17 protein-coding genes are annotated in these 14,258 nt (G+C 44.9%); 8 read left to right on the forward strand and 9 right to left on the reverse strand.

What is annotated here, in order from left to right:
• Positions 1 to 302: 302 nt before the first annotated feature.
• Positions 303 to 1,022, reverse strand: coding sequence for an NAD-dependent protein deacylase (locus D4N35_RS16795; RefSeq protein WP_208646318.1), 720 nt, complete (start codon positions 1,020 to 1,022; stop codon positions 303 to 305).
• A gap of 89 nt (positions 1,023 to 1,111) precedes the next feature.
• Here D4N35_RS16795 and D4N35_RS16800 point away from each other — a divergent pair, with 89 nt between their 5' ends.
• Positions 1,112 to 1,675: a Uma2 family endonuclease gene (locus tag D4N35_RS16800; protein ID WP_235870418.1), complete on the forward strand. Its 564-nt coding sequence runs from the start codon at positions 1,112 to 1,114 to the stop codon at positions 1,673 to 1,675.
• A 43-nt stretch (positions 1,676 to 1,718) separates the two neighbouring features.
• Here the strand turns inward: D4N35_RS16800 and D4N35_RS16805 are convergent, their stop codons facing one another.
• Positions 1,719 to 2,210 carry a PCYCGC motif-containing (lipo)protein gene (locus tag D4N35_RS16805; protein WP_120075754.1) on the reverse strand — a complete coding sequence of 164 codons (492 nt, stop codon included), beginning with the start codon at positions 2,208 to 2,210 and terminating at the stop codon, positions 1,719 to 1,721.
• 182 nt (positions 2,211 to 2,392) lie between these two features.
• On the opposite strand from D4N35_RS16805, the gene D4N35_RS16810 reads away from it, so the two are divergent.
• On the forward strand, positions 2,393 to 2,686 hold the full coding sequence (locus D4N35_RS16810; protein ID WP_120075756.1) for a hypothetical protein: 294 nt from the start codon (positions 2,393 to 2,395) through the stop codon (positions 2,684 to 2,686).
• A gap of 27 nt (positions 2,687 to 2,713) precedes the next feature.
• The gene (locus tag D4N35_RS16815) at positions 2,714 to 3,208 is read left to right on the forward strand and encodes a GNAT family N-acetyltransferase (RefSeq protein ID WP_120075758.1); all 495 of its coding nucleotides are present in this window, start codon (positions 2,714 to 2,716) and stop codon (positions 3,206 to 3,208) included.
• Positions 3,209 to 3,297: 89 nt separating this feature from the next.
• Here the strand turns inward: D4N35_RS16815 and D4N35_RS16820 are convergent, their stop codons facing one another.
• From D4N35_RS16820 to D4N35_RS16840, 5 genes are all read right to left on the reverse strand, one after another.
• A complete protein-coding gene (locus tag D4N35_RS16820; protein WP_120075760.1) occupies positions 3,298 to 4,209 on the reverse strand; it encodes a diacylglycerol kinase in 912 nt (303 codons plus the stop codon).
• 79 nt (positions 4,210 to 4,288) lie between these two features.
• Complete coding sequence (locus D4N35_RS16825; protein WP_120075761.1) at positions 4,289 to 5,179, reverse strand: hypothetical protein; 891 nt, start codon at positions 5,177 to 5,179, stop codon at positions 4,289 to 4,291.
• Entirely contained in the window at positions 5,176 to 6,258 is a 1,083-nt protein-coding gene (locus D4N35_RS16830) for a hypothetical protein (protein WP_120075763.1), read from the reverse strand. Before D4N35_RS16830 ends, D4N35_RS16825 begins: the two co-directional genes overlap by 4 nt.
• Positions 6,251 to 6,721, reverse strand: coding sequence for an anti-sigma factor (locus D4N35_RS16835; protein ID WP_120075765.1), 471 nt, complete (start codon positions 6,719 to 6,721; stop codon positions 6,251 to 6,253). Before D4N35_RS16835 ends, D4N35_RS16830 begins: the two co-directional genes overlap by 8 nt.
• A complete protein-coding gene (locus D4N35_RS16840) occupies positions 6,718 to 7,260 on the reverse strand; it encodes an RNA polymerase sigma factor (protein WP_120075767.1) in 543 nt (180 codons plus the stop codon). Before D4N35_RS16840 ends, D4N35_RS16835 begins: the two co-directional genes overlap by 4 nt.
• 372 nt (positions 7,261 to 7,632) lie before the next feature.
• On the opposite strand from D4N35_RS16840, the gene D4N35_RS16845 reads away from it, so the two are divergent.
• Complete coding sequence (locus tag D4N35_RS16845) at positions 7,633 to 8,007, forward strand: hypothetical protein (protein WP_235870419.1); 375 nt, start codon at positions 7,633 to 7,635, stop codon at positions 8,005 to 8,007.
• Here D4N35_RS16845 and D4N35_RS16850 read toward each other — a convergent pair.
• The gene (locus tag D4N35_RS16850) at positions 8,004 to 9,293 is read right to left on the reverse strand and encodes an MFS transporter (RefSeq protein ID WP_120075770.1); all 1,290 of its coding nucleotides are present in this window, start codon (positions 9,291 to 9,293) and stop codon (positions 8,004 to 8,006) included. The two genes, D4N35_RS16845 and D4N35_RS16850, sit on opposite strands and share 4 nt — an antisense overlap.
• Before the next feature lie 66 nt (positions 9,294 to 9,359).
• Between D4N35_RS16850 and D4N35_RS16855 the strand changes: the two genes are divergently transcribed.
• The 4 genes from D4N35_RS16855 (at position 9,360) to D4N35_RS16865 (ending at position 12,165) form a co-directional block, all read left to right on the forward strand.
• Positions 9,360 to 9,800, forward strand: a complete 441-nt coding sequence (locus D4N35_RS16855) for a hypothetical protein (protein ID WP_120075772.1) — start codon at positions 9,360 to 9,362, stop codon at positions 9,798 to 9,800.
• A gap of 17 nt (positions 9,801 to 9,817) precedes the next feature.
• On the forward strand, positions 9,818 to 9,976 hold the full coding sequence (locus D4N35_RS18240; protein WP_164876416.1) for a hypothetical protein: 159 nt from the start codon (positions 9,818 to 9,820) through the stop codon (positions 9,974 to 9,976).
• Positions 9,977 to 10,150: 174 nt separating this feature from the next.
• On the forward strand, positions 10,151 to 10,837 hold the full coding sequence (locus D4N35_RS16860; RefSeq protein WP_120075774.1) for an ABC transporter ATP-binding protein: 687 nt from the start codon (positions 10,151 to 10,153) through the stop codon (positions 10,835 to 10,837).
• Positions 10,834 to 12,165: an ABC transporter permease gene (locus D4N35_RS16865; protein WP_120075776.1), complete on the forward strand. Its 1,332-nt coding sequence runs from the start codon at positions 10,834 to 10,836 to the stop codon at positions 12,163 to 12,165. Before D4N35_RS16860 ends, D4N35_RS16865 begins: the two co-directional genes overlap by 4 nt.
• Before the next feature lie 365 nt (positions 12,166 to 12,530).
• Here D4N35_RS16865 and D4N35_RS16870 read toward each other — a convergent pair.
• On the reverse strand, positions 12,531 to 14,258 hold a 1,728-nt coding region (locus D4N35_RS16870), incomplete at its 5' end, for an SH3 domain-containing protein (RefSeq protein WP_235870420.1).

Below are 14,258 nucleotides of genomic sequence, written 5' to 3' on the forward strand. Positions count from 1 at the left end.
GACCCAATAATATACTTTCTTATCTTTTCTTTTAAGAAAGGCGCAAGCGCCTTGATTAGCCCCCGACAAGCACAAGACGATTCCCGAGGAGGCAGCTCTAAAGCCACCACAGCAATTTGACTTGATCCTTTCGCCGATGGCGCCTGGCAGACTTAAAGCGCCACGTCCTATGGCGCCGTCTGCACTAGGACGTCCTGTCCGTCGAAGCTAGACAAGACGCTTACTTTTCAAATGAAAATTTTAGTCAAATTATATGCTTTCCTACCTTTACAAAAAATCAGGAAGGCCGAAGCCTTCCCTCATTACTTACGGGCCGCAAACCCTTCATCCAATTCTTTTAGCAATTCGCCGATTTTACGTCCATGAATCGTTTCATCCGCATAAATATCCAGTTCTGTCGGCTCCATATTGACGATGGCGAGATATGCCCCGTGCTGTTTGGCAATCAATGGAAACTGATTGGCTGGTGTTACGGTCAGTGATGAACCCAAAACGATGAAGAGATCTGCCTTCTCACTTTCTTCCGTAGCCATTAGCAGCGCATCTTCAGGCAGCATCTCACCAAAGAGCACAACAGACGGACGCAGTTTACCTCCGCATTCGCATTGATATTGCTCATTTACATACTTGTCGTTATCATATTCTTTCCCGCAGGAGTGGCAATGGACTTTTTGCAAAGTGCCGTGAAGCTCCGCCACGTTCCTGCTCCCCGCTTCCCTATGAAAACCGTCCACATTTTGCGTGATAACGCTTTTGATGATTCCTTCTTTTTCCCATTTAGCTAAAATTTCATGGCCAGTATGCGGCTTGCAATCCTTCAGTCCAAGAACCCGGTGGCGGTAAAACTCAAAAAACTTCTCGATGTTTCGGTTCAGAGCATCCGTGCTTGCGATCCGGCTTGGATCCTCTTTTTCCCAAAGACCTTCAGAAGAACGAAAATCAGGGAGTCCGCTCTCCGTTGACATGCCGGCACCTGTCAGCACAACGGTATAATTCGATTCCTTCAATTTGTCGAGCAGCACCTGTTCCAGCACCCCTTTCTGTTCTCACTCAAGTATAGCATGGGAACCTATGGTACAATGATGGAAATAGCATTGAGGAGGCGGTATCCTTGGAGGAGTTTTCTAAAAAGCCGGGAACGTTCGAGGAGTATCTTCAGTTGCGGGAAGAACGTGCGGAATACATGGAGTTTTCTGATGGAGCAATATTTATGGCCCCCTCTCCATCCACCATGCATCAGCGGATATCGGGCCGCTTATATGTCCAGTTCTTTAATTATATGAAAAGCAAAGATTGCGAGGTTTTCCACGCTCCTTTTGATGTAGAGCTGCAGGGCGAACGGCTAGAAGGCACGCATATCGTCATTCCAGACCTGCTGGTAATCTGTGACAAAGAAGGGTTGAAAGAAACTAAATATGTGGGAGCCCCTGAACTGATCATTGAAATTTTAAGCCCGTCCAACCAGGCGCATGACCTCGTTTTTAAAATGAACCTCTATATGCAGGCCGGTGTAAAAGAATATTGGATTGTGAACCCTATGCTTCACACCATTCAAGCGTATCAATTGGATCAAGACGACCAATATCGGCAGAACCAAGTCCTCAAAGACAGGGGGACTATTAAATCTGCCATATTCGAAGGTGTTAACGTAGATCTCGAAGCTCTTTTCGCCTAGCTCAAATTAAGAGGCACAAGCCTCAGCCTGTGCCCCTTACTCCTTAAACTTCCTCCGTCGGAGTCGGTTCCGCATATCCTTCTTTATATTTCTCATCAATCTCTTTCCTTATTTCTTTTACGGATTTGCCATTCCGGTAGTCGCTGATGGATTGAGCGGCAATTTCAAGGCAGACAATGCATTTAGTTCCATGGTCGTCCCAAACGATCCGGCCATCCTCTTTATTATCATGTATAAAACAGTCATAGTTATCCTTATGTCCTACAGATTCTCCGCAACCGCAATAACAGGGTATTTTTTCCAACAAGTCTTTATTGAGTGCAGCTGCCTGGTAAACGGTTTGCATATCTTCAGGCTTTCCTTCGAGAAATGGCGGCAATTCCTGCGGACCGCCCGTCTCTTCCCGAATGTCACCGAGCTGCATTTCCTGGCCCTCGCCTGCATGTTGTTCTTCTGCGTGTTCCTTCCCTGTATTTGAACAAGCTGCCAGCACCATATTGATCATGATCAAAGCGACAATAGCCAGCTTTTTCATTCTGTATGACTTCCTCTCGTGATTATTTATACAAAAAGTGTACTTTTTTAAAACAAGAATTTCAACAATGTGCGGCCGCTCTTTCTAACAGGTCGGTGAACTTATATCCTATGTACTATTAAAAACTGCGTATATTGATCAGTTATGGTAGAATGTATTTGTCGAACGGGAGGTTTTTATGTATGCTGATCGGCATGGGGGGCATATTTGTTTCATTTATCCTAGTAGGAGTATTGGCGTTATGGGGAGTAAAATATACCAAAAAAAATATCCACACGGACAGAAAAAAGAAATTTAAAGCAGCAAAAAACCTTCTTCTTGCGGGAGTTGTGATAGCTGTCGGATATATTATTTTCGCGAAGAAATTTTCCCATAACATCGACTTCGTCATCTCCTGGATATTGCTTGCTTCAGGCTGTTTTTTCGCGTCTGGGCTGGCGTTTTTCATAGGATATTATAACGAGAAGGATCTTTAAAAATAATAGAGAAAGTAGGATTGTCTTATGGAGATCAGGCATATACGCCTGGAGGATGCGGAGCAATTTTCCAATTTGATTGCCAGTGTCGACTCCTCCAATATGATGTTATTTGAACCTGGTGAAAGAAAAACAAGTAAAGAGCAGGAAGAACAAAATATTGAGAAAATCCTTCTTCAGAGCAATTCCACAATCATTGTCGCAGAGGACAATGATCGTCTGATTGGATTTGTGGCGATATTTGGGGGGCTGTCTTCACGAACTCAGCATGCTGCGCGGATCTCTGTCGGCGTATCCGAGGAATATCGGGGCAAAGGTGTAGCAACCCGCTTATTAAAAGAGGCGTTCCGCTGGTCAAAAGAAGTGGGATTGACCCGGCTTGGGGTTACTGTAATGAAACACAATGAAAGGGCTTTCAGCATGTATTTGAAAATGGGCTTTGAAGTGGAAGGCGAAAAAATACAATCCCTGATGATCAACGGCAAGCCTGTCGATGAATTTTATTTATATAAGATATTATAAATTTAGCGCGAACCGAATAATCGCTAGAAACGCGTATACCCGGCCTTCCATTCACCATAAAAATCAGCCGTAACTTAGGTTACGGCTGATTATACTTTATCTTCCGGTCGAATGTCGTTAATAGGAACAAACACTTCCAAATGGCGGTAAAGGTTGTAAAACTCCGCAGGAAGCAGTCCTCCGTATTCCCCGTCAATATTCAATTGAACTTTTTCCTTCGATTTGACTTTTATGTGATTCGCTTTTGAATAGATTACGTGCGGATCGTCGATATGCTCCCCTCTTAGTGCAAGTGAAGCCACACGGATGAACTCGGCCAGGTTGGTCTTTTTCAAAATTAATAACGTGAATAGCCCGTCGTTGATGGAAGCGTCCGGTGCCAGTTTTTCAAAACCTCCGACTGAGTTTGTCAGCGCAACAAGAAACAGCATGATTTCCCCTTCGAATAGTTTGCCGTCGTATTCGATGCTTACTTCCGTAGAGCGGATGGACGGCAGCATTTCGATTCCCTTTAAATAATAGGCCAGTTGTCCGAGGACCGTTTTCATTTTCGCCGGCACTTCATATGTAAGCTCGGTCAGCTTTCCGCCGCCGGCGATATTGATAAAATAATGGTCATTCATCCGCCCGATATCCATTGGTATCGTGTCCCCCGCTGTTATGACATCCACAGCGGCATCAATATCCCGCGGAATATGCAAGGCCCGGGCAAAGTCGTTCGTCGTTCCGGTAGGAATAATGCCGAGCTTCGGACGGTATTCCTGCTCCGCAAGGCCATTGACCACTTCATTTATCGTTCCGTCGCCGCCTGAACAAATGACGACATCATATTTTCTCTCCACAGCTGTACGGGCGGCAGCTGTCGCATCACCGGCACCCGTCGTAGCATGGCATGATGCTTCATATCCGGCTTGTTCCAGCTTCTGTAAAACATCAGCGATACGCCGTTTGAAAATTTCACGGCCAGCTGTCGGGTTATAGATAATACGTGCTCTTTTCAATTCACATCATCCTTCGAACTTAAATGCGAAGCGTTTATTTTGATGCTTCCATTAAGTAATCATACCTTTTTATCAGCTTTTAGTCTACTTCTACCATATTGGCATGATTGACTGTAATAGTATTTGTTCCTTTTCCGAAGGAGATGTGCCCGGATTTTAAGCCTTCTTCATTTACATCTTTGATACCTTTCCATGCACCTTCCAGGTCATGTACATTATTCGCTTCAACTTTTATATTGCTCTTTTCGTCCGTCTCGATTTTCACCCAGCCTGGTGTGTCGATCGCCCAGTTACTTTTCAACCCTCTGGGTGCAACAGCAAGGTTCCCGTCACTCCCTTTCAGTTCAAGCTTCTTGCCGGCCGGTATAAGCAAAGTGGCGTCTGCATCATGATAACTATTGATAAACCTCTGACGGGGTAATTCCTTCAGTTTAATAAAAAGCGTATCGCCTTTTTTCTCTGCCAAGATATAATCAGACACATTTTCTATCAAGTTCTTATCATTGATTGTTTCTGCTTCATACGTTCCAAATAATGAGACGGCCTTCGCATCCGTACTTTCAATTGTTAAAGGAAAAGTTCCCGAATCAACCACAATCCGGTCAACCCCACTTAACGCAGTTTCTTCGTATGCCGGAAGATCGGCTGTCCGGGCTTCAGCTTTTACCACGTTACCAGCCAGCTCCAGAAGGCCGCTCGCACTCAACATCGCCATCACCAACCCGCATGTTCCAAGGACAGCTATGAAAATAATGCTGATAAAATCGTATTGTATTGTGGCCTTCTCCTGTTTGTGGCGGGCCAAATACACAATGATCTCAACACCAAGCACAATGAATATGAACGGCCACCAGGAAAGGAGAGCGAGTGCCGGATCGCCCCATTTGAATACCTGCGATAAAAGCAAGAAGACGCCGAGCAGCAAAAGGGACGCCCCCATTGAAAAAGAACCGACTCTCCATGTCCTCATTTTGTTTCACCTTCCCTGTTATAGTTTGTTTTTTTACCAGACAAAAGCTTGATGCCTCCGCCGATTAGGATCAGGCAGATAATGGCGGGCTGGACATATGACTGAATCCAGAAAAATAGATTGATGCCATATTTTTCGGACAGGATCGGATCTGCCATCGGAATGATGATATTCGTTCCGATATAATACAAACCCAATACGATCAGCCCGATGCCAAGCCATTTTTGATGGTTGATTAAATAAGACACAATCGGTTCATCCTCCACTTCCCCGCTCTCGTATTGCGAGGCTTTTTGAAGTCCGTCAAAAAAGCTGTAAAACCAGATGATCGGGACGATGAAGAGGAAAATCCCCAGCCGCAGAACATCAAGTATATAGATGGAAAAAAGGAACGCTGCCATTAACTGGATGCCGCGTCTTTGAAGCCCAAGGTACAGATGGCCAGCACCTGGTACGATTGATAGCAATGTCGCAATCGCTTTGCTCTTTCGGCCATCCGGTCTTTTCTTTTCAAGCTCTTCCAGAACTGATCGGTCTTCTAACTTTTCCCCTTTTGATTTTCGATCCAGCAGCTGCATGACATCGAAAAATCCGTAGATCCAAATGATTGGCAATGAAGCCATGAAGATAAGAAACTCGGAGCGCCCCGTCATCATGGTAACGAAAAGGATCATCACACCCAGGCCCAAAAACACCGCAAGCAATGTAATTCCTCTATAGACAAGCCCCAATTGGAAATGGCCCAGCCCTGGAATGAAAGATAGAACGATCGTGAAAAAGCGCTCGGAGTCAGGATTTTTTTCAATTGTTGCTCCTTCGTCCATTTGCCCAGTACGGTTATACAGTTTGGAAGCTGTTACCGTCGTATCAATAAAGTTGACAATATACATGAGCAGACCGCCCAGAGCGAAGACCATCAACACGTCAGAACCGGTGATAACAACGGCTGCCACCGCTAAAGCCGGTATTCCGAAAACTACAGCTGTATAAAAAAGCCCGCGCAAGACCATTCCGAGGTACATCAAACCCCCGCCGGGAAAAAATGCGAGCAGAAAAGCGATGATCGGGTTTTTATTCATGTTTGTTTCCCTCCCTGAGATTGTCCTCAATTTTTTCCGTAATTGAATCTGTTTTATTTAACCATCCGCTTATGACTGAATGGTCTTGTTTATAAGCCGCATTTTCGAAAGAACTGACGGTTGTCGTCAACTGTGAGAAGATGCCTGTTGACATAAGAACGAGTGTCATTGCTGCAGCTGCAGTGTAATGGACCAAAGTCTGCTTGCGTATGTTCTTCTTCGGCTTCATTTTGGCAGGCGGTTGTTTTTCTTGGGTGCTGCCAATTCCCTTCATAATGGAGTCTGTGAAGCCAGATGGGTCGGATAACACCGGCATCTGCGATTCCGCTTCTTCCACAGCTTGCAAATAAAGCTCCAAGCAGTGATCACAGCTGTAAAGATGGTTTTCAAAATGCATGCGAGTTTTTTCATCAAGAGAGTCTGTCGCATATAACATCCATTTTTCGTATTCGATATGGTTCATGAAAAGTCATCCTCCTTCCAGTGCTTCTTCATCCATTGTCTGGCCCGGTACAGCCTCACTTCGATCGTTTTTACTTTGAGATCCAGCTCCTGTGCCAACTCCTCGTAGGTTCGCTCCTTTATGTAAAAACCTTCAACGACCCCTCTGTAGTTTTCCGGAAGCTCATCAAGCCGCTTCCTTAGAATATTTTGACGCTCCCTTTTCAAAACGAGGAATTCGACACTTTCACCGGGCGGCGCGTGGCTTGCCTCTTCATACTCAACATTCATTTCTTCCTGCCGTCTCATCTTTTTTCTTTTTATATCAATGGCATGATTAACCGCAATTCTTGTGATCCATGTTTTAAAACCTTGCTTCTCATATTGGGGGAGAGAAGTATAGATTTTCATGAACACTTCCTGTGCTGCGTCTTCCGCATCTTTTTCATTGCGCAAAACGCCATACACTGCGTGAAAAATATAATTTCGGTATTTTTCCACAAGCAATCGGAATGCGTGGTCATTGCCGCTCTTGATTTTTTCAATGAGCACATCATCCAAAACTTCTCTCCCCCCTTTCAACCGTCACCCGTATAGACGGCGGCCGGTGGTATGATCACTACACTTTTTTTAAAAAAATTTTTGGGACGTTAAATTCTGCGTTAGGTTCGTGCAATTATCTTGGGAATCGTGCAATTCCTAGCCATGTTCGTGCAATTATCCATAGACATCGTGCAATTAACCTTGAACACCGTCCCAATCCTTAATCTAAATCGCTCAACTCGAAAAATTCCAAATCAAGTCTATTCATTTGAACTCAATCATTCTATTTTACCATTTAAGGAAACTTTTCATTGTACAAATCGTATAGAGAGGTACAGAGGTGATGCAATAATGTTTAGTCGTCTTTTTAAAAATAAAAGGAAGCTGTCTATGATTACCTTGGACAATATCGAAAGAATAATGGTTCAGTATGGATTCGATGAAGGGTTAATAAAGGAAATCATTGAGGTTTTTCAAAAAAGAATGAAAGAAGATGGTGAGAAGGCGTTTCAAGTCTGGTTCAACAACTTGAATTATAGTCCCCCGGAAGAGTTTCAGAATGAGAGTGTGGCATCCGCAATATATGAGCGGTACAGTCAATGGTTTGATCAGGAGGTTTCCAGGCTTGAAAAAGAGACCGGCTTATCTTGGCAGGAACAATCTGAAGACATTGCTTCTTTAAGTGAAAAAGCCAGAAAGTCCCAATTGGTCCTCAGACATCGCCTGACTGACATCAATTGGGACTTAATGGATTTGAAAAATTAAGCCGCTTTTCCGGATTCTCTTTTACCTCGTACCCATATGACGACCGGGATCAAGAGCAGGGAAAGAAGCCCTCCGGCAAGTGACAGCGCGGCATAGCTGAAGTGGGCTGCGACCATGCCGGATAATGCACCTCCTGATGCTCCCGCAAGGGCAATCAAAACGTCGACAGCTCCTTGCGTCTTTGCCCTTGTTGACAAGGTTGTTGCATCAACTATGAGAGCTGTCCCGCTGATCAAGCCGAAATTCCAACCGAGTCCCAGCAAAGCGAGTGCAATGATAAGCATCGGCATCGATTCACCAGAAGTCAATCCGGACAGTAGCCCGGCAGCCAGTAAAGTGGCTCCTGCCGCTCCGGCCATGGTTGTTCGGCCTATTTTATCTACGAGGATGCCCGTCGCAAGTGACGGCAGGTACATGGCGCCGATATGGATTCCTATCACAAGCCCGACTTCTCTTAATCCGTGCCCGTGGTGTTCCATATGTACCGGCGTCATCGTCATGATAGCGACCATGATAATTTGGGTAAGGACCATCACCGTGGCTCCAACGACGATTCCCCGCCTGTTTGATAAGCCGGCTATTCCATCTGATACCTTCATTGCTTCTTGGTCTTCAGCATCCGCTAACGCTTTCGCTACTACTAAAGGATCAGGACGAAGCATAGTAATCAAAACAAGCCCGGCAAGCAGGTACGCTGCAGCAGCCAATATGAAAGGCCCTGCCAACGGAGGTATGCCGACTCCTTCCGCAAACCTGCCCATCACGTCTACAAGATTTGGACCCGCCACCGCACCAAAGGTGGTAGAAACCATGGCGATACTGACAGCTGTAGCCCTTTGGGTGCCATTGGCCATATCCGTCCCTGCATAGCGCGCCTGAAGATTGGTGGCCGTGCCTGCTCCGTAGATAAACAATGAAATAAAAAGCAGGAAAACATTATTCATAACCGCGGCAGCCACTACTCCGATTGCACCGATACCTCCCGCTATGAATCCTGCTCCCAGCCCGAAACGCCGGCTGAATCTCTGGGAGAGCCGTCCCACAATCAGGGCTGCCGCTGCAGAGCCTAGTGTAAACAACGCGACAGGAACTCCTGCAAAACTGTCTGTCCCCAATATATCGCGTGCAAGCAGCGCCCCCACCGTTATACCGGCAGCAAGCCCGGCACCGCCAAAAATCTGGGAAAGGACAACAACCAGGAGGGTGCGCTTATAAAGCTCCTGCTGCTTGGACGGGGACTTCATGTACTTTTGCAGCCAAGCTGGCTGTTCATTTCTTTCAGACATTCAACTACCGCCTTTCAGGGTTTATTATATCAATTGTATAAGTTTAATAGGAAAGGAGGGATTTTTGTGGATTATTATTACGTCTCCCTTGTCCTTCAAATCTTGCTGTTTCTTTATTTCGAAGTGACAACTTTGGTCCCCCTTTTTCCCTGGAATGATCTGTCCAAATACTCCCGGAAGGAAAAATTCACGGAAGCCATCGCCAATGGTTTGATTATCCTTCTTTGTATCGGACTGTTTGCAACAAAAATCAAATGGCTCATGGCTATTTCGGTTATGTTTTACCTTGTCTTCCTTGTGATGCAAATTCTCACCTGGTGGATGCCCTATCTTACCGGGATTCATTTAAAGCAGTTTCCCCGGTCCCTATACGAGTCCCATTTCAAAAATACAATCAAATGGCTGCCGCCTGTGAAAGGCCATATCATTCCCGACGCCCAGCATAATGTACTTCAGCTCATATCTATACTTACTCTGATTACGAGCTCTATTGCACTGTTTATGTAAAAAAGGAGTTGCTGCAAATGAACATAAAAAATCATCTAATCGGTTTTTCTTTAGGCTATTTCGTATGCATGCTGATCATCTACCTAGTCACAGACTATTTTTCCTGGAGTTTCGCGCTTGGATCATTGGCAGGCATCGGTCTGTTTGCAGTTTTAATGAAATTCTTGAAAAAATAAATGTGCGGCTGTTCCACATATAGGAACAGCCGTTTATTTTTCTGCTTTCAAATTTCTCCCTCCATCATTGTTCTTCTCCATTTTGTTCAAAAAACCTTTAAATCTATTTGTAGTGTTTTCCGTGATTGCCTCGTCTAATAGGTTAGAGTCATTATTTAAAAGGTGGGATAAATCGTGATTGTTGTTAAAAATGTAAGCCATGCTTTTGAGGTTGGAAAGAGGGGACAAAAGCATAAAATACCTGTGCTCGAGGATGTTTCCCTTACTGTCAATGAAGGTGAAATTGTAACCATAGTCGGGCGAAGCGGTTCAGGAAAGTCGACTCTATTGAACATTATCAGCGGATTTCTCAAACCAACGCAAGGGGAAGTATGGATTGCCGGAGAAAAAGTCAGTGATCTGAATGAAGCGAAATTTGCAGATTTCCGCCTGGAACATCTTGGATTTATCTTTCAAAACTTCCAATTGATCCCCAGCATGACGGCCTTCCAAAACGTGGAACTGCCGCTCGTTTTAAAAGGAATAAACGAGCGGGAACGTAAACTAAAGACGGATGAAACATTACAAAGGGTGGGTTTGCTGGAATATAAAAACCACTATCCGAATGAGCTGTCAGGCGGACAGCAGCAGCGCGTCAGCATTGCGAGGGCCCTTGCAGTCAATCCCCCTCTCATTCTTGCGGATGAACCGACCGGCAGCCTCGACAGCGAAACAGAGGACCAGCTTCTTCAGTTCATCAAGGAACTGAACAAAGAGGGCATCACTTTTTTAATTATTACGCATGATGACAAGGTTGCAGAAATCGGGCACCGGGCGATTGAAATTGCCGACGGAAAAATATTGGAGGCGGTGTTGGCATGACGCTGAAAGATCAAATCAAGTTTGTCAGACAAAATATGAAAAAGAACAAATCCCGGGTTTTCATGACGATGCTGGCAACAGCCATTGGTTGTGCATTCTTGATTGTGCTTGCATCCGTCGGATTCGGCCTTCACAAATCAATCATTCAGGATTTGATGGAAGACCGGCTTGTAACAGAAATAGAAGTTCATGCCCAAATGGATGATAAAGAAAACTACAAAGCAATCAATGACCGGCATATCGAATATTTTGAAGCATTGGATGATGTCAAGGCGGTCACACGAAGGCAGATGCTTCAGCAGACGCCTGTGTATGAAATTGGAAAATACAACATCCAAGCTAATACCCTTGTCACTTTTTTCCCTGAAGAAGTGAAAGCGGGATTCGAATTATCAGAAGGCCGCCTGCCGGATAAAGCCAATGAGATTGTTGTCGGTTATTCTTTCCCGGAAGAGTTGGCATATGAAGTGGAAGATGGCGTCAACCCGTATAACGAAGACGGAACTGTTAAAGAGGAATATGCCTTTAAAGGAAGCTTAATCGGAAAAACTGTGCAGATGGAAGTGAAGGACAGGAAGGACTCCACTACAGCGATTCCTCTTACCATTGTGGGGATTGCCAAAAAACCTGCAAAAGATTGGATGACTAATTCTGATGTATTTATTTCAGAATCAGTTTTAAAAGATGTAGAAGCTTTTACAGGGACCCGTGGAGGTTCTGTAGAAGTTGAAGAGGAAGAGATGAAAGATGGAGAAGAGAAAACATACGACCAGGTGAAAATTTACGCCGATAATGTTCAAGCTGTAGAAGGCATCGTAGAAAAGCTGGATGCGGACAAATACGAAACGTATTCCATCGTCAGTGAGATGAAACAAGTGAATATGATCTTTACAATCATGAAAATCGGATTGATATTGGTTGGTACAATCGCACTTATTATTGCTTCAATCGGTATTTATAATACGATGACGATGGCTGTGACGGAACGTGCACCTGATATTGGCATCATGAAAGCAATCGGCGCAAACCCCGGCACCATCAAAAAGATCTTTCTGTTGGAAAGCAGCTGTATTGGATTGATCGGTGCTTTGGCCGGAACGGCGGCAGCCTATGGAGTCAGCCTTGCTGTCAATTTCTCATTGCCGCTAGTCGTTGAAAATATTTTTAACGAAGCACCGCCTGAGAATTTACTATTTTCATATATTCCATGGACCCTTTCATTGATCAGCATTGCCATCTGCCTGATCGTCACAGTGTTTTCCGGATGGAGGCCGGCACAGCGGGCAACAAGGATTGATGTCCTGCAGGCGATGCGGAGGGAAATATAAGCGAAAGACGAAGAAATTCAGTAAAATGACCAAAAGCGAAAGCGCCTTGATTAGCGCGGGCAAACAAGACGATTCCCGAGGGGGCAGTTCGCAAGCGAACAGGGAATCGGCTTGATCCTTGCGGGGCTNGGGCAGTTCGCAAGCGAACAGGGAATCGGCTTGATCCTTGCGGGGCTAGGCACTGGCCGCCTTAAAGCGCCACGTCCTGTGGCGCCGGCGGCACTAGGACCTCCTGTCCGTCGGAGCTGGACGTAGCACAAAAAGATATTGAGTTTATTAACAACTTAAGCGCTTTATAATTTCCTACACCAGAACGAAGCACTCTCCGCAAAAAGCGGGAGTGCTTCGATATATCGAACATGAGGTTACAATTTTCTATAGACCGGAATGTCGTAGACTAGAGTATACGAATTGACCAACATATATAAATTGTGGATTTGCGTAATTTGTTTTACCGCCCATCCGATATCCGTTGCATACTGGTGGGTGGCTTTTCCTGTATTGCTTGCAGCTTGCGGATTCCATCTCATTTTATATAATGTGTTCTGGCCGGCGCTGATATAGTTCTTACCAATAAATTGAGCTCCGCCAATGATGGCAGCCTCAGGAGTGAACCAGCCTGCGTTGTAGGCAAACTGGGCGCCGCTTTGAACGGCTGAACCGTCGTAAGCTCCGATGCCGTACATATTGTAAACTGTTTTGCCGTTCACTTTTACACCTCTGGCCAATTGGGAAGTCCCATTACCTGTCTCAAGCAAAGCATGGGAGATCAGGTACATCTCGTTGACACCATGAATTTTCCCCGCTTCTATAAATGAAGCTGCTTTTCCGCTTAAAATGCCTTTTCCGGAAAGTATTTTCTCATTTATTTCAGCTGCCTGGGCGTTCGCTGTTTTTGATAGATTGATAAACTGAAGCGATTTTACAGGATCATTAATAAAGTTATTTGGATCAAGATAATATTTTACATCCTCCGGCTTTGCTGTTACCCATCCGGTTTTATACTGGACTTGGTACCAAGTGTATCCATCTTTGTCTTTTTTGGAAGATAAAATGTTCAAAGTGCTTCCTGCGCTTACTTTACCGAGGGAGCTAAAATTGGTTCCGGCTCCGCTTCGGACATTCCAGGTGCCGCTTAAAACCGTTCCTGACTTAGCATTGGAATTTAACTTTAAAGCATCTTCCCTTATATAAGTGGCATATTGCTTATCCGTCTGAGGATTGGCAGCCATTTGGATTTTGACCATTTCATCCAAAGTAAGATTGTAATTGGAGTATTCGTTCGTTTTTGAGCCATTTTCTCCTTTTTCAGATCCATTGGAACCCGAAGACAGATATGTGGTACTTACATACCCGGTTTTTCCGTTCGCCGTAACCTTTGCCCAGCCTCCCGATTCGGAATGATAGGTGACTGCGGTGCCGTTCGCAAGTTTGGCAATAATGGCTGCTGTTGCTGAAGGGCCGGACCGCATATTTAAATTCGAACCAGGGTTGACAGCCACATATTTGATTTGATTCGTCTGATCCTTTGCCTCCTCGCTTGGCTTGGATTCAGGTTTTGTATCCGAAAGGAACTTGGACTGGATATACCCGTCGGAATCATAGGCTTTCACTTTAGCCCAGCCTTTTTCCTCCGAATATACTTGAACAGGCACTCCCGCCCCAATCTTAATGATAATGGAAGCATTTGTTGATGCGCTCTTATACATGCTTACACCGGATACGGAAGATGTATTGATATATTTAGTTTTCGGTTTGGCAGTTTCGGTTTTTCCGTTTGTTTCGGATAAAAATTCACTGCTTACATAACCCGTTTTTCCATTTACTGATACCTTTGCCCAACCATTTGCTTCAGATTCAACTTTAACCGCTGTTCCGCGTGTCAGCCGATCAACTATACTTGCACTTGTAGAAGCCTTGCTACGCAAATAAAGAGTCGACCCAGCGTTTACATTCACATATTTGGTTGTTGTTTTAACAGGATTCTTAACTGGAGAACCCGCAGAGGGTGCCTTTGCAGACAAATACTCACTGCTTACGTAACCTGTTTTGCCATTCACCGTAATCTTTGCCCAGCCGCCGGATTCTGATTG

It is taken from the genome of Siminovitchia fortis (genome assembly GCF_003605365.2).
GTDB lineage: Bacteria > Bacillota > Bacilli > Bacillales > Bacillaceae_C > Siminovitchia > Siminovitchia fortis.